We start from the raw sequence: 22402 nt of genomic DNA, 5'->3' as shown, positions 1-22402 counted from the left end.
TCACCCATTCATTTTTAGGATTTTTTTCTGATTCTTTTTTGCTGCTTGAACTGTTCGATACAATGAATAACCTGATACTTTTTCAAATTCTTTTCCTAATTTTTTTTCTTCTCCAATAGATGGAATAACCGTTTTGAATTGTTGGTATGATTTTAGAAACCGAGCATTATCGATGCCCTTTTCATTCGCTAACTCTAAATCCTCCCACATCTTCATCACAATGACCATTTCCTCGGTGGTCCAGTCTAAATCAAGCGGGTATTGATAATCTTGCATACTTCATTCTCCTATTTCCTATAGTCAAAATCAGTGTATCATAAGAATAAGTACATAACCAAATAGTTTCGATTTTCTAGTTTACATAATTAATTTATAGTTGAATAACTATTTTATATCGCTAGCTAAGAAAAATAAGTAATAGTCTATAAAAATTCACACGTTCATACAAAGAACCGTCACTAACAAAATAGAGAAAATAAATTCTGTCGGTGACGTAGGTTTATTTATTAAGATAAGAGGAAAAGATCTAACATTTTTACTTTTCCTAAGGGATTTCATATGAAACTAACGTCCTTCATGTTCAGGTATGTTTAACGAGCTCATAGACGCTTCATTAGCAAAACTATGATTTATCCGATATTGTTCATTTATTTTAGTGGCAGTGTATGTTTCATCTTTTGAAATTAATTTAAACATCCCCTTCTGTAGCTCAGCAAATTTAGAATTCCCTTCATTTTCTAAAAAAATCTTATAGAACCAATTTTGAGAGGATAAAGACGAATTTTTAATATAATGACAATGTGGCAATGCTTTGACAACAACTTCAATAAGTACTTCTGTATCGACCTTAGGCCTATATGATTCATTATCCTTTCTACTTAAATAATGAAGTAAGGTGCTTTTAACATCTCGTTTAGTAATGATATTTCCTCCATTAACAGCTAGTTCATTGTATTTTTGAATCGTTTTGTTTAGTTCAAAATTTATTATATTATCGCTAAGTATCTCTTCTGATGATATAGTACTTGGAATCTCTGCTGCATTAATATACATCGTAAATTCAGACGAAGAAACATATTTTTCTAAATTTTCAGAAAAACTCTCCAAACTTATTGGATTTTCTAAAATTGCTTTGGGTAAAATTTCACTGAACTGAGATTGTTCAGAAATTCCTATTTTATTCATAATAATGCTTATTTCCCTATTGGCCTCTTCACTGAGAGGAACAACTTTACCAAACTCTGAATGTTCACTCAAAATTTTTTCAACGATACAATGATAGCTTGATTTTTCTAATAGCTCTGGTAAATAATCGTTTAATTTTTCCCATGGAAATTTTAGCTTTTCTTCTAATATTTGTTTCATACTTTTGGTACTAATCTTATTTGAATGTGCAAAAGTTTGAAGATCTTTGTCTGGCCTAAGTAAAAAAGATTTTGTTAGTTTATTATCTTCTTTATTCATCTGTTGACTACCTCCTACAAAATATTAATAATTGCTATCTATTTAGTTCTACATTAAGTATAGACTGAGAGATGCTCCGAGTATCAATTACATTTATTTTCTTATTATGAGATAAACCTTTATGTATCGCGTTCAATCGCTTTACTTCTATTCTTTTTTTTTCTCTTTGTTCGAATGCTTCTTTTTCTCTGCGATTATTTTCGCCTATTAGACGACTAAAATCAGGGAATGTCGTTTCTACAATATCATTCCCATTTTTATAATAATTGGCAATAATTTCCATTCTAGATTCTTTTTGGCATTCTATAAACAACGCACTGATGACACTTTTTCTAAAACCTTCATTTGCACATAATAATTCACTGCGTTGGAACCCTTTTCCTTCTCTTTTTAGCGCATCTAATAAAGAAGGACCTTCGATTTTATATTTTTCATATATAATATTTTCAATTTCAGCATACCTCAATGGTTCTCTCTCAAATAAATCTGTTAAATGAACATAATAATTGTATGCACTTTTCTCAAATATACGTTGGATTGTTCGATAGTCATTATGTCGATTCACATTGCCAACATTTGGATTTACATGAATTTTTTGTATTTGAGTAAACTTCATCTTTTTACCCCATTTCTTTTTTTACATAACTCTCTAACGTCCCTCTCAATACTTTTTACTTTTATATCATTTTTTATTTGTGGTTTGTAGAGCATCGCTCATCTGATTGATTTGAATTTTCTGTGTTGTAACCGAGATCTTATCATTCAAACTAGATAAGTGCGTGTGCAAATTGTTTTGATATTTTCTCTTTTTTCTCCAATTTTCATATTCTATCACCGTAGTCTAAAATTATTGCCAATTAAGCTAGATAAGTTCATTAACTTTTTTATAAAAAAAGCTTATCATGAAATCGATTACAAGGAGGACCCTTTTATTTTTTTTTTTTGAAAATTATGTTCATATTACAACACTGTATATGAAAAATTTTTAGTATAATGGAGTGTTGTAGGTTATTATGCGGAATTTTTTATAGCACTATTCAACAGCAAATGAAGTCGTGGATCATTTACTTTCCCCATGAATTTCAGCTTATTGTTACCACAAAGAGATACCAACTAACTATGATTGAGAAAACGCTACTTTTTCCTAGTTACTACAAGAAATGATGAAAGAACATACTTTAATGTGAAGCAAAAAACATCAAAACTAGTTGAAGTTACTAATTTTGATGTTTATTAGAAATCTTATTAGATTTGATAAAGAACTAAGAGCTATAATTATCTCGATTTCTCTTCTGTTTTTACACGTTGTTCTTCTGTATGAGATGCTACGAAACCCTTCTGCAAACGTTCTCTTATTGCCATTAAATCATGTTTTTCTTCTTTATCACAAAGTGTTTGACTAATATATTGACCAGTAATTTCAGCATTTTTATGCCCATTTTGATGGTATTTCTCATTCAATTGAATGAACGCCTGTTGTCTACATTCCTTCATTAATCTTGCGATCATAAAATCTCGAATATTTTTCAATGGCGGATAAAATAATTCGCTGAAAGCAAGCCCTTTTCCTTCTCGCTTTAACAAAAGCAATAAAGAAATACCTTTAATTTCGTATTTATCCATAATGGTCTTTTCAATTTCAAAATACGCTAACGGATTTTTTTCAAAGAGAGCTGATAGATGGTTGAAATAGTTCATTTGATTCTTTTTGATAATTTTCATAATATCGTTCCGTTGTGGAAGACGATTGATATCGTCTATATTAGGAGGTACCTGAGTGCCTTCTTCTCTTTGACTCATCATTTCCGACCATTCTTTTTATTATATTTGACTTGATTCATTTTTATTGAATCTTTTTCTAACGAATAAATTCAAGTCATTATTATTGGCAATAAATCTTCATTCATTATTTTGGCTGCTGTATCTTTAGTATGTTTCGTTAATAAATAAGTTTACTGTTTTTGTAAGATTCTGTTCAACAGCACTTGCTCAGATCATTTTATTCAATTATCAGAAACACTACCACTTATGTACAAACGTCTATACATCCACTCTCAGGCATTTCACTTATTTTCCATAATCAATTCCTTTTTAATACATTTATTGTTTCTCTATTTTAACATCGAATGTTCTAACAAATAATTCACTTTTTTTCTTTTTAGAAAAAAATGTTCGATCAAAATCAAATTCTTGGTCTTTTTCTGAATAATTTTTTGTTTTATTTTTTTCTAAGGTTTATTCGATTTTACTAATGATTATCCTGTTAGAATTTTATTACGTCCTTCCGCCAAAAATTAAATTTGGACTCGTATCTTGTTTATGTTCTATCCTTATATTACTTTCTGTAGCCGTAATTTTAGCATTTCCAATACTTGCTGAAAAAGTTTGAAGTCCGTGTGATTTTATTTCTATTTCTTTTAGTAAAAGATCATAATTTTTAGTCCAATTATCCAACGTTTTCGGAACCAAACGATAGTATTTACATAATTGCTTTTTAGTCATTTTTTTATTCTTAAGTAAACGAACGCATGCTACTTTAACTTCAGCTAGACAAGACAACTTTCCTGGCAGTAGCTCCCTATTTTTTAATTCTTCGAGAGTTGTTATTATGTTTTTATTTCCAAGCGCCTGATCGTATCTATAATTCCATCTTCTTAAATTCCCATCAGAAATGTTCAATTTGTCACACAATTCTTTCTGCATTAATCGTTCACTTCTCCATAAAAGTACACAAGCTTCCTTAACCTTATTAGTACAATTCAGATTCTCCTCAGTTTTTTCCCTACTCCTCAACTCTTCGATAGTCGATATTATTTTATGAGTTAACTTCTCTTTTTTATCTATATGTTCTGATTCACTATTGGCTGACTGATCGGGGACAACCTCTTCATATTCAAGCAACTTTTGAAATGTATCAATTGATAATTCCAATATGTCACAAAATGTCTCTCTTGTGATAACTGATTGAATGGATTGATATAGTTGAACGTAATCCACTTTAGGATATGCTTTATTGACTTTTTTTGGTAGAGCAAGCTCAAGAGAGTGCGCCGTTTGAGAAATAGGCTGCTTATCAATTTGTTTGATTGCCTGAGCCACTGGGATGTTTTTGGAACTTTTCGTACGCTTATCTTGTATTTCCTTTTCTGTAAAGTCACTTATATTTCGATTATGAGGATCAGATTGTTCTTGATGTTCATTTGATTTCGCCTCATCAGATATTCGTATTCTTTTTGGTTCATATATATCACCTAACACTTTCACTGCTTGCTCTATCGTATAATTGCCATTTAACAGCGGATTATATAATTCGTCCCATCCTTGAAGATTAACTGATTCCTGCTCATCAAACATTTGTTTTCTTTTTGTGTGAACTGTATTGTCTGACACTTCCACTGTTTGAGCTATCGGAAGTTTATCCTTTAATATAGGGTTGAATAAATTGCCCGAGTCTTGGTGAAGCAAACGATGATCTTCATTTGCCTCGTTTAAATCATTCGAACCTTTTATTTCCTCATTCTCATCACCTACATGATAGCTCTCTTGAGGGATTACAATCGTTTCATTTTTCATAGGGTCACTCTCCTTTAAAGTAATTTAACATTAAATTAGTAAATAACTACTTCCGCTAAACAATCAAATAATTGATATCGAAATGTGTCGATCCAATTGCTTTTTTATTTTTCAGAAAAAAAGGTAAAAATAAGAAAAGACACCTCGAAACCATTTAGAATGAATTTGACTGACCAAGTCAAAAAAGGATTCAAGCTGTCTTATACTCAACTTATCAAAGATACCTTAAATACTCTAGACCTAACAATCTATAGCTAATAAAAAGAACAAAAAGGAATTTTTCTTCTTTCTGTCCTAATTATTCTAAGATTTCTCTTTACCAACATTAGTTGTAAAAAGCCTAATTTTGATATGTATTAACTAACCTCATCCGGCTGGACAAAGAGCTAAAAGCGATTATCTCGATTCTCCTCTATTTTTACACTTTGTTCTTCTTTAGGATATTTTGCGAACTCCTTCTTCAGATGTTCTCTTATCCCCACTAGATCACGTTTTTCTTCTTTATTGTCAGATGATATAAAGTATGGGTCTGTAATTTCAACAATTCTATGCCCATTTTGTTGGTATTTTTCATTCAATTGAATGAATGCCTGTTGTCTACATTCCTTCATTAATCCTTTTATCATAATCTCTCGAATATTTTTTAATGGTGGATAAAATAATTCGCTGGATGCCAGACCTTTTCCTTCCCTTTTTAACAAAACCAATAAAGAGATACCTTTAATATTCTGTTTATCCATCATTTTTTTTTCAATTTCAAAATAAATTAACGGCTTTTTTTCAAAGAGTTTTGATAGATGATTGAAATAGTTCATTTGATTCTTGTTGATGATTTTTCTAATATCGTCCCATTGAGAATGGCACCTGACATCTTTTGTATGAGGGTCAACATAAACCCCTTCTTCTCTTTTACTCATCATTCCCGACCTTTCTTTCTAACGTATCTGACTTGATTCATTTTATATATTTTTTTCAGCAAATAAATTTAAGTCAGTCACGTTGCTAATAGAGCTTCAATTATTATTTTTGCTGCTAAATCTTTGTTGTATTCAATATTTATAAAACAAGTTTACCGTTTTTGTGAGTTTCTGTTTAATAACAACTTAACTATAGCTTTTGTCCAGCCGCTAAAAATACTATCAGGGACTTATAAACGTTCATATAATGCAATCTAAGGAATTTGACTTCTTTTCCATAATCATTTCCTTTTTTATTCATTTATTATTTATCTATTTTAACATCGAATGTTCTAACAAATAGTTTACTTTTTCTTCTTTTGAGAAAAAAATGTTCGACCAAGATTAATCCATTGGACTTGGTCAACATAATTTGTCGGTTTATTTTCATTGTATCTAATGTTCATTCCAATTTTACTTGTGATTAACTGGCTAGAATTTTATTGAATCCTTTGATTACCCAAGACTAAATTTGGACTCTTATTTTGCTCATGGATTAACCTCGCATTATTTTCTGCTGCTGTAATTTTAGCATTCCCGACATTGGTTGAAAAAGTTTGGCGTTCTTGGGATGTTCTTTCTGAATTTTGGAGTAATCGGTCATAGTTCTTGATCCAGTTATAAACCGTTTTCGGATTCAAATGATAAATCTTACATAATTGCTTCACGGACATTTCTCGATTCTTATATAAAAGAACTAATTTTATTTTAACTTCATTCGTACAACACAGCTTTCCTGAATTTAGCTTCCTTTCTTTTAATTCTGTAAGAGTCGTTATTATATTCTTCTGCTGATTTCTATGTGCTTGATTGTATTTATCCATCCAAGCTCTTAAAACCCCATCAGTGATGTTCAATTTGTCACATAATTCAGTCTTAGTCTTTGAGCAACCTCTCCTTAAAAGTACACAGGTCTCCTTCACTTTATCAGTACAATCCAGATACCCATCAGTTTGTTTGCTACTTATTAATTCTTCGATAGTCGATATTGATTCACGAGTTAATTTCCCCTCTGTATACTCTTTGAGCCAATTTAGAAAGGGCATATAGGGTAAATTTTTCTTATAACAAAAATAAGTGATAGAATGGTAAGAATGTTTAGAATTAAGATATAATTTAACATTTTCCAATTTGTATTCTTTCGGGAAAACTATTCTTTTATCCCTTGGATATCTTATTTCACTATTGGTTGACTCATCTGGAACAGCTTCTTTAAGCAACCCTTGAAATATATCTTCTGACAATTCCATTATGTCACAAAATGTCTCTATTTTGATGGTCGACTGAATGGATTGATACAGTTGGATATATTCTAAATAATCATTCTTAGTGTCTGATTGATTGGCTTTTTGTGGAAGAACTAGGTCAAGAGAGTGCCTCGTTTGAGGATTAAGCTGCTTATCGGTTTGTTTGGTTGTTTGACTTTCTAAGTGCTGTATACTATGTAGACCCTCAGATAAATGAGCAGTAGCTCTTTTTGGATGTCTTTCTTTGTCAAGCACCGTTTCCTGATTCTGATTCACTGGGGTGCTTTCTGAATTTTTCGTACTCTTGTCTTGTATGTTCTTTTGTGTAAAGTCACTTGTGTCCCTATCATTATGTACGCTATGCGGATTCTGGAGATGTTTTTCTTCATCAATCGAAGATTCCGAATTTTGGCCCACTACAGAGTTCATTCGATTATTTTCCAGATCAAACATATTTCCAGTTTCTATTTCTTGTCCCTCTGTTTGTCCTTTCCTCTCCTCGGCTATCCTTTGCTCTTTTGTTTCATGATTAGAAAAAAGAGTATCGGCTAATTCTAATTCTTGACGAGTCAGAGGACCCAGTTCGAACACGTAGCGTACTAGGTCTTCTTCTGGACTGGGCTTATTGACCGATTCTCTTGTCGTTTGAGGTGGGAATTGTGAATCATTTATGGTGTCTCGCTCATTAAATAAATGGTTATTTGCGCCTTTTAGCCTTTTTGGATATCCCACGTTTTCGTCTGATCTAGGGTGCACTCGCTTATTTCCTGAATCAAACATATTGACATCTTTTATTCCTTGTTCCTCTATTTGCCCTATCCTTTGCTCCTTTGGTTCAAGATTAGAAAAAAGAGTATACGCCGCTTCTAATTCTTGAATAGTTGGAGGACCTTGGTTGATTATGTGACTTACTAGCTCCTCCTCCGGACTGGACTCATTAACCAGATGATTATCTTGTCCTAGCTCACCATATGACTGTTGCCCATTTCCATTGGAACCTATTACATTCTTTGTTATGTATCGTTGTTCCGTCCATTCATTTTCCATAGTAATTTCCTTTTCTAATTATTTATCTATTTTAATATCAAATTTTCTAGCAAATAGTTTATTCTTTCTCCTTTTTAGAAAAAAATGTTCGATCAAGATCCAACTATTGTTTTTTTTCAAAGTAATTGTTTAATTTATTTCAATTATATTTAACGTTCATTCCACTTTACCTATAATTAACTTATTAGAATTTATTGGATCTTTTGATTACCCAAGAATAAATTTGGACTCTTATTTTGCTCATTGGCTAACCTCGCATTATTGTCTGCTGCTGTAATTTTAGCATTCCCGACATTGGTTGAAAAAGTTTGGCGTTCTTTTGAATCTTTTTCTGCACCATTAAGTAGTGGTTTATATTTATTGTACCAATTATAAAATGTTTTAACGTTCAAATGATACTTTTGACATATTCGTCCCTTGGTATTTTTTGTATCATTTAATAAAAGAATACATTCTTTTTTGACTTTCTCCGTACAACTCAAATACCTGAACTTTAAATCCCTATTTTCTAATTCTGAGAGAGTTGTTATTATTTTCTTCTGCTCATTTCCATGTGCCCGGTTGTACCTATCTTCCCAAGTTCTTACAACCATATCATTGATGTTCAATTTGTTACTTAATTCAGTCTTAGTCATTGAGCAACCTCTCCATAAAAGTACACAGGCTTCCTTAACCTTAGCGGTACAATCCAGATTTCTCCCATTTCGTTCCCTACTGATCAATTCTTCGATAGTAGAGATTGATTTACGAGTTAAATTCCCCTTTTTATGTTCCTTTATCCAAGAACTAAAGGAACTATAGTCTAAATTGTTCTTATCACAAAACTGCCGTTTAGATTCGTAAGAATGTTGAGAATTGAGATATAAATTGATCTTTTCTAATTTATATTCTCTCGGTATAATTTCCCTTTTATTCTCTATATATCCTAATTCACTATTAGTTGACTCAGCTGGAACAGCTTCTTTAAGCAACTCTTGAAATGTATCTTGTGACAATTCCATTATGTCACAAAATGTCTCTATTTTGATGGTCGTTTGAATGGATTGGTATAGTTGAATATATTTTAAATAATCATTTTTAGTGTATGATTGATTGACTTTTTGTGGAAGAACAGGGTCAAGAGAGTGCCTCGCTGAAGGATTAAGCTGCTTATCCGTTTGTTTGGTTGTTTGATCCCCTAGGTTACTTTCTAAGTTTTGTATACTATGTTGCATCCTTTGATTGCCTTGACTCTTACCTTGTTCATGAGCTAACCTCGCATTATTGTCTGCTGTTGTAAATTTAGCATTCCCGACATTAGTTGAAAAAGTTTGGCGTGCTTGGGATGTTCTTTCTGAATTTTGGAGTAATCGGTCATATTCTTCGATCCAAGCATTAACCATATTCGGAGTCAAATGATAAATCTTACATAATTGCTTTATGGACATTTCTTGATTCTTATATAAAAGAACACATTCTCTTTTAACTTCCTCCGTACAACACAGCTTTCCTAGCTTTAACTTCCTTTCTTTTAATTCTGTGAGAGTTGTTATTAACTCCTGCTTCTTACCACGTGCCTGGTCGTATCTATTATTCCAAGTTCTTAAAGTCGCATCAGAAATGTTCAATTTTTTACACAATACCTTGTGTGCTATTCGCTTACTTCTCCATAAAAGTACACAGGCTTTCTTAACCTTAGCAGTACAATACAGATTTCTCCCATCTTGTTCCCTACTGATCAATTCTTCAATAGTCGATATTGATTGACGAGGTAATTCCCCCTTTTTATGTTCCCTTATCCAAGATCTAAAGGAATCATAGTCTAAATTGTTCTTATCACAAAACTGCCGTTTAGATTCGTAAGAATGTTGAGAATTGAGATATAAATTGATCTTTTCTAATTTATATTCTCTCGGTATAATTTCCCTTTTATTCTCTATATATCCTAATTCACTATTAGTTGACTCAGCTGGAACAGCTTCTTTAAGCAACTCTTGAAATGTATCTTGTGACAATTCCATTATGTCACAAAATGTCTCTATTTTGATGGTCGACTGAATAGATTGATATAGTTGAATATATTCTAAATAATTATTCTTAGTGACATTTTGTGGAAGAACAGGATCAAGAATATACCCCGTTTGAGGAATAGTCTGCTTATCGGTTTGTTTGGTTGTTTGATGCCCTAGGTTACTTTCTAAGTTTTGTATACTATGTAGATTCTCAGATAAATGAGCAGCAGCTCTTTTTGGATGTCTTTCTTCATCAAGCGCCGTTTCCTGATTCTGATTCACTGGGGTGTTTTCTGAATTTTTTATACTCTTATCCTGTTTCTTTTGTATAAACTCACCTGTGCCCCTATCATTATGTATGTTATGCGGATTCTGGGGATGTTTTTCTTCATCAATCAGATATTCCTGATTCTTATCCTCTATAAAGTTTACTTGATTATTTTCCGAACCAGGCTGATTAACTGCTTTTCCTGCCATTGTTTGTTCCATTATAGGATATTCTACCTGTTGACTATTTGACGATTCATCGAATAATTTGTTCGATTCTTGACGTTCACTTAATTCCGTTACATACTTCATTGGTTTTTTTCCTGAGTTTAATGTCTCATCAAATCTCATTAATATTTCCGTTATTTCTTCTGTCATGAGATTATCATTTGATGAATCATCGAATAAATCATTATTAGATTGTTTTGGAAGTTCATTCGATCCGTTCACATAATCCACTAGATTTTTTGCTGGGTCTAACGTCTCATCAATTTCCATTAACGCTTCCACTATTTCGTCTGTCGTGAGACTATCATTTGATAAATCTTCGAATAAATCATTATTAGATTGTTTTGCAAGTTCATTCGATCCGTTCACATAGTCCACTAGATTTTTTGCTGAGTCTAACGTCTCATCAACTTCCACTAACGCTTCCACTATTTCGTCTGTCATGAGATTATCATTTGATGAATCATCGAATAAATCATTATTAGATTGTTTTGGAAGTTCATTCGATCCGTTCACATAATCCACTAGATTTTTTGCTGGGTCTAACGTCTCATCAATTTCCATTAACGCTTCCACTATTTCGTCTGTCGTGAGACTATCATTTGATAAATCTTCGAATAAATCATTATTAGATTGTTTTGGAAGTTCATTCGATCCGTTCACATAATCCACTAGATTTTTTGCTGGGTCTAACGTCTCATCAATTTCCATTAACGCTTCCACTATTTCGTCTGTCGTGAGACTATCATTTGATAAATCTTCGAATAAATCATTATTAGATTGTTTTGGAAGTTCATTCGATCCGTTCACATAGTCCACTAGATTTTTTCCTGAGTCTAACGTCTCATCAACTTCCGTTAACGCTTCCACTATTTCGTCTGTCGTGAGACTATCATTTGATGAATCATCGAATAAATCGTTATTAGATTGTTTTGGGAGTTCATTCGATCCGTTCACATAGTCCACTAGATTTTTTCCTGAGTCTAACGTCTCATCAATTTCCATTAACGCTTCCACTATTTCGTCTGTCGTGAGACTATCATTTGATAAATCTTCGAATAAATCATTATTAGATTGTTTTGGAAGTTCATTCGATCCGTTCACATAGTCCACTAGATTTTTTGCTGAGTCTAACGTCTCGTCAAATTCCATTAATGCTTCCACTATTTCGTCTGTCGTGAGATTATGATTTGACAATTCATCGGATAAATTTGCTAACTTTTGAAAAAACGAACGTTCTTCATTGGACTCATTTGAATAGTCAAAATCAGATAAACTATCGAACAAGCTATTTCCAAATTCACCTTCTGTCTCTGATAAAATTGGATGTTCCTCTTGATTTTCTCTTAGATGACTTCCAGTTACTTGCACTTGTTTGCTATTGAAGATATGATTCTCACTACTTGTTGCTTCCTCCAATTTATTTGGTAAAGGAAGTGATAAAGAAAAGTTTTTATTTTGTTGAGGACCGATGCCTTGAAGTTTATCCTGTTGGTTCTCATCAATTAAATGCTCATTCTCTGTTGTATGTATTTGTTTGCTTATTTGTGATAGTTTGGGTGAATATTCTTCTACTTCATGAAGTACATGAGATTTCTTTGGCTTCTTAGGTTTCACACTCGATGTTTTCAAACTATTTTTATCAATTGGGAACGCCGATAGTGAAAACTTTTCTGGGTCCTTATTTTCTTGCATCTTTCTTTTTCTGCTTGAACTGTCATTGAGATTGTATTTTTTTGACTGGCTGTCATGATCAACACTTTTTTGTTTTCTTAATGAAGCGACTTTGTCCTCTAAAGGCCTTGGCTGAGCAGGATGTACCTGTTCCAGCTCATCTTTTAGAAGAACTTCTGAAATCAGCTCTTGTTGCTTCACTAACTCTTCCCTTTGCTCAAAACTATTTCTATCTAACTGTAAAATTTCATTTTCTGACGATGTTTTATATTGCATCTCTTCCTTCTGTTCTCTTGCTTTCTTTATTTTCATCAAAATGGTTCTCGCTGATCCGTTAAATTTATTAACAAGTTTACTTACCCACAAGTCTCCTGCTAAATGTGCTTCGATATTTTGATTATTGCTCTCTTCCTTTTCTTTAGTTGTCTCATTCGTTAAGCTTTGCTGTTGCAGATTTTGCTCTTTTAGACTGTGTGTTACATTTCCAATGGTTCTCTTTGATACTCCAAATCGCTCAGCAAGTCCTGCTATCGATGTATTTTCTGTTTGGTATGCTTCTATAATCCTTTCATTTCTCTTTTTAATTGAATTGTTAGGACCGCCAATTTCATTATTCTTTTCATTCTCATGACAGTCTCCTTGAAGTGTTTTAATCGTTTCTTTTCTCACAAAGTCAATCTCCTTTAAAGTGATTAAAAATTAATTAGTAAACAACTAGTTCCGCTAGTTAAATCATTGATATAGAAATATGCTGACCTGATTGCTTTTACCACATTTATTCTAACACCCTCTTTCAAAAAGCTTGACTTTCTTTTTTCTTTTTTCAGAAAAAGAGGTTTTGAAAAGACCACAAAAAAAACATCAAAGCTAGCAGTTTTTGCTAACTTTGATGTTTCATCGATCATGTATCAATTCAATTTGTCAAAAAGATGTTTTTAACCTGGCAACTATCGCCAGCATCCATACTTTTTTTGAAACAGTTCGGATAAAATATCCCAATTGCTAAATTAAATATGGATTGGTAAACCTAAAGCGAGTTCAGCAGCATCCATCGTAATTTCACCTAGCGATGGATGTGGATGGATCGTTAACGCAATATCTTCGGCATTCATTCCTGATTCAATGGCTAAAGCAAGCTCAGAAACCATATCACTAGCACCTACACCACCGATTTGCGCTCCAATGATGACATTGTCTTCATTGGTCGTCACTAAACGGATAAAACCTTCTGTTTTTGCAAGCGATAACGCCCGTCCATTTCCTGAAAACGGAAATTTATATGCAGTAGCTTCAATACCAGCTTCTTTTGCTTCTTTGATCGTCATCCCAACAGAAGCTAATTCTGGATCTGTAAAGGCAACCGCAGGCATTGCTTTATAGTCAACTGCTACTTTCTTACCTGAGATAGCTTCTGCAGCAATTTTTGCTTCATAACTTGCTTTATGCGCTAAAGCAGCACCTGGTACGATATCCCCAATTGCAAAAATGTTTGGCACATTCGTACGCCCTTGTTGATCCACTGGAATCAATCCACGTTCACCGACTTCGACACCTGCTTGTTCTAATCCCATATCGTCAGTATTTGGACGACGACCAACTGTTACCATGACATAATCTGCTGTCACTGTTTCTTCTTTACCGTCTACAGTATATTTGACTGTCACACTGTCCCCATTATCAACAGCTTCTTTCGCCATTGCATTGGTTACGATTGTCACACCTTTTTTCTTGAAGTCGTCTTCCACTAATTTCACCATATCTTTTTCATAGGTAGGTAAAATTTGAGGAGAACCTTCAAGAATCGTTACCTCAGCACCTAAGTTAGCATAGGCTCCACCTAATTCTGCTCCAATAACTCCGCCACCAATAATGACGAATTTTTTTGGTACTTCTTTTAGAGCTAAGCCGCCTGTTGAGTCAAGTACACGTCCGCCAAACTTAAATCCTGGGATTTCGATCGGACGGGAGCCAGTGGCAATGATTGCGTTATTGAAAGAATACGTTTGAGCAGAATCGGGATGGATCACACGCAATGTATGATCATCGACGAAGAATGCTTCGCCTTCGATTGTTTCTACCTTGTGTTTTTTCAATAAGAAGCCAACACCAGAAGTCAGTGTTTTCACTACTTTATTTTCTTTCCAGTCTTGTGTTTTTGCAAAATCAAGTGTGACATTTTCACTCGTGACACCGAATAAAGTTGAATCAAGAGATTCTTGATAATGATGTCCTGCAGCAATCAGCGCTTTTGAAGGAATACAACCAACGTTTAAACAAACACCACCGATGTATTCTCTTTCAATGATTGCCACTTTTTGTCCCATTTCAGCAGCACGGATGGCAGCAACATAGCCACCAGGTCCCGCACCGATTACAACTGTGTCTAATTCTACAGCAAAATCTCCAACTACCATTTGTTTATCATCCTTCCATCATCAATAACTCAGGATCAGCTAAAAGTCGTTTGATATTGTTCATTGCTTGTTGAGCTGTTGCTCCGTCTACGATACGGTGATCAAAGCTTAAGGAAAGTTTCATCACTCGTCCAACAACGATTTCACCTTCACCATTAACGATCGGTTGTTGTGCAATTGTTCCCACACCTAAAATTGCTACTTCAGGGTAGTTGATTACTGGTGTAAACCAGCCACCACCTACAGAACCAATATTACTGATCGTAATAGTGCCATTTCGCATATCTTCAGCTGCTAATTTACCTTCATGAGCTAGTTTTGCTTTTTCATTGATTTCGTCCGCAATCGCAAACATCCCTTTACGGTCTGCATCTTTTACATTTGGTACATACAAGCCATGATCTGTATCAGTTGCGATTCCGATGTTATAGTAATTTTTATAAACGATTTCTTGGTTCGCATCATCAATTGACGCATTCAAAATAGGGAATTTCTTCACAGTAGCAGTTAATGCTTTTACCACGTATGGCAAGAAAGTCAATTTTGTCCCATTCGCAGCTGCCACTTCTTTAAATCTCTTACGATTATCCCAAAGTTTAGAAACCTCTACTTCGTCATGTAAAGTAACATGTGGCGCTGTTTGCTTGCTATTGACCATTGCTTTAGCAATCGCTTTACGTGTCGGTGTCATTGCTACACGTTCTTCCAATTCACCTAAATTAGATTTGAACGCTTTTGCTGGTGCTGCTGGCTTGCTTTCAGCTTTCGCTTCAACCGCTTTTTCTGTCGCAGGTGCAGCTGGTTCAGCTGATGCTGTTTGACTCGCATGCCCACCTGATAGATAGCTTTCAATATCTTCTTTTGTCACACGTCCACCTTTACCAGTTGCAGTGACTTGTGTGATATCCACGTCTTTTTCACGAGCAAATTGTCGAACTGATGGCATAGCCAAAACACGTTTGTTAGGATCAGCTGCCTCAGCTACTGATGCTGAACCAGAAGTTTCTACTTTAGCATCAGTTGATTCAGCTGTTTTTTCTGATGTAGTAGAAGGCGCACTATTATGTCCTGGTGCATCGATTTCTACTAATACATCACCAACAGTTGCAACTGTTCCTTCTGATACCAAGATGTTTTTAACCGTTCCAGTCACTGGTGACGGGATTTCTTCTACCGATTTATCGTTTTGTACTTCTAACAATGTGTCATCTTCATTGATGGTATCGCCTGGTTTCACAAACCATTTAACGATTTCACCTTCTGCGATTCCTTCACCAATATCGGGTAATTTAAATTCAAAGACCCCACCATCGGCACTAGCTTCAGTTGGTTCAGCAGCTGGATGTTCAGGTGTTTGCTCTTTCGCTGCTACTCCAGCATCGCCACTTGTTTCATTGTCTTCATGTCCTGGTGCATCGATTTCTACCAGTACATCGCCAACATTCGCGACTGTTCCTTCAGGTACGATGACGTTTTTCACTGTCCCAGTAACTGGGGATGGAATTTCTTCTACTGATTTATCATTTTGAACTTCTAATAACGTATCATCCTCATTGATGGTATCGCCTGGCTTGACAAACCATTTGACGATTTCGCCTTCTGCGATTCCTTCACCAATGTCAGGTAATTTAAATTGGTATGCCATGATTTACTTACGTCCCTTCTTATTTCTTAGAATTCTGCAATTTCTTTGACTTTTGCTTCAATATCAGCCGCATTTGGTAACCAGATGTTTTCAGCTTGTCCAAATGGAAAAACAGTATCTGGTGCTGCTACACGTCCAATTGGTGCTTCTAATGAAAGGATCGCACGTTCTGAGATTTCAGCAATCACTTGGGCACTTACACCTGCTTGTCGTTGCGCTTCTTGAACGACTACCACACGACCAGTTTTCTCAACTGATTGAATGATTGTGTCAATATCTAGCGGTGCGACTGTTCTTAGGTCAACGACTTCTACTGAAATATCCTCTTTCGCAAGATTGTCAGCTGCTTTGATCGCTTCACGAACCATTGCGCCATAGGTAATGATTGAAACGTCTGTTCCTTCACGAGTAATTGCCGCTTTGTCCAATGGTACTTCATAAGCTTCATCTGGAACTTCTTCACGGAATGAACGATAAAGTTTCATATGTTCCAAAAATACAACTGGGTCATTGCTGCGGATAGAAGAGATCAATAATCCTTTTGCATCATAAGGATTTGATGGAATGACTACGCGAATTCCTGGAGATTGAGCAATCAATCCTTCTAAGTTATCTGAATGAAGTTCTGGTGTGTGAACCCCACCACCAAATGGTGAACGAATCGTGATCGGTAGATTTCTAGTCCCACCCATTCGATATCTTGTACGTGCCATTTGTGCGACTACTTCATCCATGGCTTCAAAAATAAATCCAAAGAACTGAATTTCAGGTACTGGACGAAAACCTTCTAAAGCTAACCCAAAACTCATACCAGCAATCCCTGATTCAGCTAATGGGGTATCGAAAACGCGTTCTTCGCCAAATTTTTCTTGCAATCCTTCCGTTGCACGGAAAACTCCACCGTTTTTCCCAACATCTTCACCAAAAACGATTACGTTCTCATCATTTTCAAGTTCAAGTGCTAGGGCATCTGTGATTGCTTGAATCATTGTTTTTTGTGCCATGATTATTTCGACTCCTTCGCTTCATAGATTGCAATTTGCTCTTTAATTGATTGTGGTGCCACTTCAAACATATTTTTTAAGAAATCAGAAACTTTTTGTTTTGGAATCTTATCTGCTTCAGCAATCGCTGCTTTGATTTCCTCTTTTGTTTGTTCAATTACTTGTTCTTCTTTTTCTTCTGACCATAGACCTTTTTCTGTTAGGTAGTTACGGAAACGGATCAATGGATCTTTTTTCTGCCATTCGTCATCTGTTTCTTTTGAACGGTAACGAGTTGGGTCATCTCCTGATAAAGTATGCGGACCATAACGGTAAGTCAATGTTTCAATCAAGACTGGACCATTCCCGTTGATTGCCCAATCACGTGCCATTTTAGATACTGTATAAACTGCTAATGGATCCATACCATCTACTTGGATCCCTGGAATCCCAGCTGCCACAGCTTTTTGCGCTAATGTTTTAGCAGCTGTTTGTTTTTCACGAGGTGTTGAGATCGCAAAGCCATTGTTTTGGATATAAAATACAGCATTTGCATGATAAGCTCCAGCAAAGTTGATTGCTTCATAAAAATCACCTTGAGAAGAGCCGCCGTCACCTGTATAAGTGAAGACCACATTTTTTTTGTTTCGTTTTTTCAATCCTAAAGCCACACCAGCCGCTTGGATGTACTGCGCACCAATAATGATTTGTGGTGGTAGAGCTTTCAATTCTTCTGGATAAAAATTCCCTGCCGCATGTCCTCGTGACCATAAGAAAGCTTGTGCTAAAGGCAATCCATGTTTTACTAATTGGGGGACATCACGGTAACCAGGAAGTAATACGTCTTCTTTTTCAAAAGCAAATGCACTTGCAAGTTGGCTAGCTTCTTGACCAGCTGTTGGTGCAAAGAATCCTAGACGTCCTTGACGGTTTAAAGCTGTTGAGCGTTGGTCTAATACACGAGACCAAACCATGCTAGTCATTAATTCTACTAATTGTTCATCTGATAAATCAGGAACAAGATCAGGGTTTACTACTTTACCATTTTGGTCAAGCGCTTGGTATACTGGAAAATCTGAATTGACTTCATCTAATAACGCATTAAAGTCTAGTGGTAATTTCTTTTTTGCCATTTGTACACATTCCTCTCTCATCATATAAGAAAATCTCATCTTTCTGCGATTGAAACAGATATATAAACTGTATCAATATCCAACCGTCTTCTTTTATAAATTATCATGGATCATTAAGAAATACAAGCTAAAAGCAAAAAAATTCACGTTTTTAAAAATTTGTAATAATCCGCTTAACCACGCAAATAGTGAACAACATCACAATCAAGAAAGCGGTTTACATCTTTTGTACAAAATTAGTCCTGATTTTCTATCTACTCCTCTCTACTGTTATCATTGAATCCGCACATTGTTATACCTTATTCCAACAAACAGAAAAATTTTTTTATTAATTAGTGATTTTCTTTACAATCATCCCTCTTTTAATTTTCTACTATATGTGTATTTTTTTCAATTAAAAAGCAACAGCAAGGAATCTCCTTAACTGTTGCACATGAACCTGCTCTTTTGATCATGAATTAAACGGATAAACGTTTTGCTAATTTTGCCATTTCCGCTTGAAAAAATGGCAGCCTTTCTTCAGTTAAACGACTAAAATTGATACGCAACCCGTTGGTCTCTTCTCCAAACAAAAAACTTGGTGCAATGCCTAACCCTGAGCGGATCAATTCTTCCGCAATATCTCTTGTCAATTGTTGTCCTTTCCACGTAATCCACGCATAGTACCCACCATAAATGGGCCAGACTTCAAAAAAGTTTTGCGTTTTTTCCCATTCAACCAGCGTCAAACTTCTTTTGTATAATCCTTCCCTCACAATGGCGATCTTTGTGCTATAACTTTCTTCAAATACAGTCATCGCCACATTTTGGGGAAAGATGCTCATCGAAAATTCCATCATTTCCTGAGCTTTCGCTAAGCGGTCGATAAAGGAACGCAGCCCAACGATCCAACCTATCTTGGTCGTTTGTCCTAATACCCTAGATAATGAACCGACATATAAGACATTTTCCGGATCAATTGAATGGATCGCAGTTGGTTTATGCTTTTCACTATCATGAAAGGATAAGTCACTAAAAACGTCGTCTTCAATGATCGGTAATTGATAGTTGCGACAAAGGGTCACTAATGCTTCGCGACGTTTTTGGGACATCACTTTCCCTGTTGGATTTTGAAAGTTTGGATTGACTAAGACAGCTTTCAATTTATTTTTCTTGATCAACACTTCTAGCTTATCCAGCTCAATACCTTCGCTATCCATGGGTACACCAAATAGACGAATCCCTGTCGCTTTAAATAAGGACAAACGATAAAAAAACGAAGGCGCTTCTACCGCAATAGCATCACCACTAGATAAAATCGTCTGTAAAATTAGAAAAATAGCCTGTTGACCCCCACTCGTAACTAATAATTGCGTTTTAGTAAAATCAAAATAAAATTTTTCGATCAAGTAATTTTTTATTTTTGCTACTAATGGAAGATAACCTAGACAGGTGATTTGTTGCTCTTTTTCAATAATCTCATTCATTGAGTATGCTGGAAATTGAACGTTTGGTAATAAGTCTGTAGGCATCTCGCTCGAAAATAAATCGAGAAAATAAGGGTTCAGTTTTCCTACTTCGATCATTTTTTCATAACTATCATCGATTTGTTCATAGCGTTGAGAAAATAATTCGCGCCAATTCACTCTCGGGACAGAATACCGCCCCCATTCGGTTTGATTCACAAAGCGTCCACTGCCTCGGCGACTGATAAGAACGCCAAGATCTCGTAATTCATCCAACGCTCGAACCACAGTGGTGCGATTTGTTTGAAAAATAACTGCCAATTTCCTTTCAGAGGGCAAGGGTACGTTGGGATCTAAATTCCCATTTTCAATATTTTTCATCACCTGATCCATAATTTGTCGATAAATTGGTCTTTGTTTCTTATCTATGACTTCCCACATGTTCTTCTCCATTCCTCTTTCTTCTACTGCCTATTTTATCTTATAAAAAAGGGATCGAAAAGCAAAGAAAAAGCAAAGCATGATGCGAGAGCATCTACTTTGCTTTTTAATAGCTATTAAATGGTATCTCCGTTAAAAATGGAGTTTTTAACAATCACATAATCTACTTTGCGAATAGCTTCAATATCTTTCCCACCCGCATAAGAAATAGAAGATTGTAAATCTTGTTGCATTTCAACCAACGTGTCTTTCAAAGACCCTTTATGTTGGATCCAAATTTTCTTACCTTCTACATTTTTCTTTTCACCTTTTTGAAACTCGGAGGCAGAGCCGAAGTATTCTTTGTACACTACGCCATTTTCCACCATTGTCTCACCAGGCGATTCTTCATGTCCGGCAAATAGCGAACCGATCATAACCATTGTTGCGCCAAAACGAACGGATTTTGCAATATCACCATGGGTACGAATACCCCCATCAGCAATAATCGGTTTTCTGGCAGCTTTCGCACACCATCTTAAGGCAGCAAGTTGCCAACCACCGGTACCAAAACCGGTTTTGATTTTTGTGATACAAACTTTACCAGGTCCAATTCCAACCTTTGTTGCATCAGCTCCGGCATTTTCTAATTCCCGAACAGCTTCTGGTGTCCCAACGTTTCCTGCAATAACGAACGTTTCTGGTAAATGTTTTTTGATATGTTGGATCATTTCAATCACCGCATTTGAATGACCGTGCGCAATATCAATCGTGATATAATCAGGAACTAAATTTAACTGTGCTAATTCTTCAACAAATGAATATTCTTCTTGTTTTACGCCAACACTGATTGAAGTAATCAATTGTTGCTCCTTCATTTTTTGCACAAAGGGGATTCTTGCTGCTTCATCAAATCGATGCATAATATAGAAGTAACCATTTTCTGCTAAAAATTGTGCAATTGACTCATCGATGATCGTTTGCATATTCGCAGGGACAACAGGCATTTTAAAAGTATGCTTTCCTAGTGTCACTGTCGTGTTACATTCTGAACGGCTACTTACAATACATTTATTAGGAATGAGTTGGATATCTTCGTAATCAAACACTTTCATGGACATGATCCTCCTGATGTTCGAATTCAGTAAAACACGAACATTATTTGCTTTTTGGGTGTTTATTTTTAGCACCTTATGTAATTTACCGTATTTAAACTAAAAAATCAAGGGGAATATAAACAAAAAAATAAAAAACTCCTTAATCTGAAATAACACTGTCTAGCCATCAAACTTTTCGACAAATAAACAATCAGCTGTTTGTCGCTTATAGCTACTCAATCTCTACCAGGTGGTTCATTCTTTTGTTGATTTCCAGCTTCTTTTGATTGGTTTGTTTTCTCTTGATCGTTTTTATTCAGAGTTCCGGTTTGAACGAGTGTCTGTTTAGCGCCAGTGATAATGGCATTCAACCTTTTATAAACTTGATTTTGATTATCAGGGTTTTCTTTATCTTTAGATAACTTTGTTTGCGAAATGTTCGAACTTTTTTCTAGCTCTTTTTCTCTATCCTTTTTGAATTTCTCCATACCAGCAAGTACTTTAGGGCTAAAATAGCTTTGCGCTATTTCTTGGATCATTCCAAGTAGAGCTCTATTAGGTTTATTTGATTTTGCAGATTTCGTTTTATTTATTGCGTGTGTCATTACTCCAAGACTATAGCGTTGGGGGTCTAGTTTTAGATTGCCTTTCGCTTCTTTACCATCACTGACATTTTCATACGCTGCTCTATGAGCGTTTAGCTCACTTTCTGGCATTGACGAATTATTGTCCCATTTATTTAGATATCCCATTTTACTCCCCTTTTCGTAGATTCTTAGTGACGTTCCTCGCATCAATATATGTAGAAGTCATTAGCG

At 35.1% G+C, this 22402-nt stretch carries 15 protein-coding genes; all 15 read right to left on the bottom strand.

The window, feature by feature from the left end; translation table 11 throughout:
- The gene (locus IGJ27_RS05410) at nt 1–276 is read right to left on the bottom strand and encodes a UPF0223 family protein (protein WP_010719359.1); all 276 of its coding nucleotides are present in this window, start codon (nt 274–276) and stop codon (nt 1–3) included.
- 288 nt (nt 277–564) lie between these two features.
- Entirely contained in the window at nt 565–1464 is a 900-nt protein-coding gene (locus IGJ27_RS05405) for a hypothetical protein (protein WP_010719360.1), read from the bottom strand.
- Nucleotides 1465–1498: 34 nt separating this feature from the next.
- Nucleotides 1499–2080 carry a hypothetical protein gene (locus IGJ27_RS05400; RefSeq protein ID WP_081129095.1) on the bottom strand — a complete coding sequence of 194 codons (582 nt, stop codon included), beginning with the start codon at nt 2078–2080 and terminating at the stop codon, nt 1499–1501.
- A 659-nt stretch (nt 2081–2739) separates the two neighbouring features.
- The gene (locus IGJ27_RS05395; protein ID WP_178306010.1) at nt 2740–3267 is read right to left on the bottom strand and encodes a hypothetical protein; all 528 of its coding nucleotides are present in this window, start codon (nt 3265–3267) and stop codon (nt 2740–2742) included.
- Between the two features lie 471 nt (nt 3268–3738).
- Nucleotides 3739–5037 carry a hypothetical protein gene (locus IGJ27_RS05390; protein WP_178306011.1) on the bottom strand — a complete coding sequence of 433 codons (1299 nt, stop codon included), beginning with the start codon at nt 5035–5037 and terminating at the stop codon, nt 3739–3741.
- A gap of 386 nt (nt 5038–5423) precedes the next feature.
- Nucleotides 5424–5954, bottom strand: a complete 531-nt coding sequence (locus IGJ27_RS05385) for a hypothetical protein (RefSeq protein ID WP_128427800.1) — start codon at nt 5952–5954, stop codon at nt 5424–5426.
- A gap of 479 nt (nt 5955–6433) precedes the next feature.
- Nucleotides 6434–8287, bottom strand: a complete 1854-nt coding sequence (locus IGJ27_RS05380; RefSeq protein ID WP_081204279.1) for a helix-turn-helix domain-containing protein — start codon at nt 8285–8287, stop codon at nt 6434–6436.
- Nucleotides 8288–8478: 191 nt separating this feature from the next.
- Nucleotides 8479–13116: a transposase gene (locus tag IGJ27_RS05375; protein ID WP_438791694.1), complete on the bottom strand. Its 4638-nt coding sequence runs from the start codon at nt 13114–13116 to the stop codon at nt 8479–8481.
- Between the two features lie 338 nt (nt 13117–13454).
- Nucleotides 13455–14861 carry a dihydrolipoyl dehydrogenase gene (gene lpdA / locus IGJ27_RS05370; RefSeq protein ID WP_010719369.1) on the bottom strand — a complete coding sequence of 469 codons (1407 nt, stop codon included), beginning with the start codon at nt 14859–14861 and terminating at the stop codon, nt 13455–13457.
- Nucleotides 14862–14868: 7 nt separating this feature from the next.
- A complete protein-coding gene (locus IGJ27_RS05365; RefSeq protein ID WP_063627006.1) occupies nt 14869–16506 on the bottom strand; it encodes a dihydrolipoyllysine-residue acetyltransferase in 1638 nt (545 codons plus the stop codon).
- A 26-nt stretch (nt 16507–16532) separates the two neighbouring features.
- A complete protein-coding gene (locus IGJ27_RS05360; protein ID WP_010737448.1) occupies nt 16533–17510 on the bottom strand; it encodes an alpha-ketoacid dehydrogenase subunit beta in 978 nt (325 codons plus the stop codon).
- Between the two features lie 2 nt (nt 17511–17512).
- Entirely contained in the window at nt 17513–18622 is a 1110-nt protein-coding gene (gene pdhA / locus IGJ27_RS05355) for a pyruvate dehydrogenase (acetyl-transferring) E1 component subunit alpha (protein WP_010719372.1), read from the bottom strand.
- A gap of 458 nt (nt 18623–19080) precedes the next feature.
- Nucleotides 19081–20508: a PLP-dependent aminotransferase family protein gene (locus IGJ27_RS05350; protein ID WP_373191441.1), complete on the bottom strand. Its 1428-nt coding sequence runs from the start codon at nt 20506–20508 to the stop codon at nt 19081–19083.
- A gap of 116 nt (nt 20509–20624) precedes the next feature.
- Nucleotides 20625–21602, bottom strand: coding sequence for a GMP reductase (guaC, locus tag IGJ27_RS05345; protein WP_010719374.1), 978 nt, complete (start codon nt 21600–21602; stop codon nt 20625–20627).
- A gap of 218 nt (nt 21603–21820) precedes the next feature.
- Nucleotides 21821–22336 carry a hypothetical protein gene (locus IGJ27_RS05340; RefSeq protein WP_178306012.1) on the bottom strand — a complete coding sequence of 172 codons (516 nt, stop codon included), beginning with the start codon at nt 22334–22336 and terminating at the stop codon, nt 21821–21823.
- Nucleotides 22337–22402 lie beyond the last annotated feature (66 nt).

Source organism: Enterococcus sp. DIV1726a (assembly GCF_051710985.1).
Lineage (GTDB): Bacteria > Bacillota > Bacilli > Lactobacillales > Enterococcaceae > Enterococcus_B > Enterococcus_B hirae.
This window is presented reverse-complemented; position numbering and strand designations above follow the sequence as displayed.

What these genes read in the sequence shown, in the direction of transcription:
- IGJ27_RS05410 (WP_010719359.1), bottom strand. Translation starts at nt 276, where the DNA reads ATGCAAGATTATCAATACCCGCTTGATTTAGACTGGACCACCGAGGAA.
- IGJ27_RS05405 (WP_010719360.1), bottom strand. Translation starts at nt 1,464, where the DNA reads ATGAATAAAGAAGATAATAAACTAACAAAATCTTTTTTACTTAGGCCA.
- IGJ27_RS05400 (WP_081129095.1), bottom strand. Translation starts at nt 2,080, where the DNA reads ATGAAGTTTACTCAAATACAAAAAATTCATGTAAATCCAAATGTTGGC.
- IGJ27_RS05395 (WP_178306010.1), bottom strand. Translation starts at nt 3,267, where the DNA reads ATGATGAGTCAAAGAGAAGAAGGCACTCAGGTACCTCCTAATATAGAC.
- IGJ27_RS05390 (WP_178306011.1), bottom strand. Translation starts at nt 5,037, where the DNA reads ATGAAAAATGAAACGATTGTAATCCCTCAAGAGAGCTATCATGTAGGT.
- IGJ27_RS05385 (WP_128427800.1), bottom strand. Translation starts at nt 5,954, where the DNA reads ATGAGTAAAAGAGAAGAAGGGGTTTATGTTGACCCTCATACAAAAGAT.
- IGJ27_RS05380 (WP_081204279.1), bottom strand. Translation starts at nt 8,287, where the DNA reads ATGGAAAATGAATGGACGGAACAACGATACATAACAAAGAATGTAATA.
- lpdA (WP_010719369.1), bottom strand. Translation starts at nt 14,861, where the DNA reads ATGGTAGTTGGAGATTTTGCTGTAGAATTAGACACAGTTGTAATCGGT.
- IGJ27_RS05365 (WP_063627006.1), bottom strand. Translation starts at nt 16,506, where the DNA reads ATGGCATACCAATTTAAATTACCTGACATTGGTGAAGGAATCGCAGAA.
- IGJ27_RS05360 (WP_010737448.1), bottom strand. Translation starts at nt 17,510, where the DNA reads ATGGCACAAAAAACAATGATTCAAGCAATCACAGATGCCCTAGCACTT.
- pdhA (WP_010719372.1), bottom strand. Translation starts at nt 18,622, where the DNA reads ATGGCAAAAAAGAAATTACCACTAGACTTTAATGCGTTATTAGATGAA.
- IGJ27_RS05350 (WP_373191441.1), bottom strand. Translation starts at nt 20,508, where the DNA reads ATGTGGGAAGTCATAGATAAGAAACAAAGACCAATTTATCGACAAATT.
- guaC (WP_010719374.1), bottom strand. Translation starts at nt 21,602, where the DNA reads ATGAAAGTGTTTGATTACGAAGATATCCAACTCATTCCTAATAAATGT.
- IGJ27_RS05340 (WP_178306012.1), bottom strand. Translation starts at nt 22,336, where the DNA reads ATGGGATATCTAAATAAATGGGACAATAATTCGTCAATGCCAGAAAGT.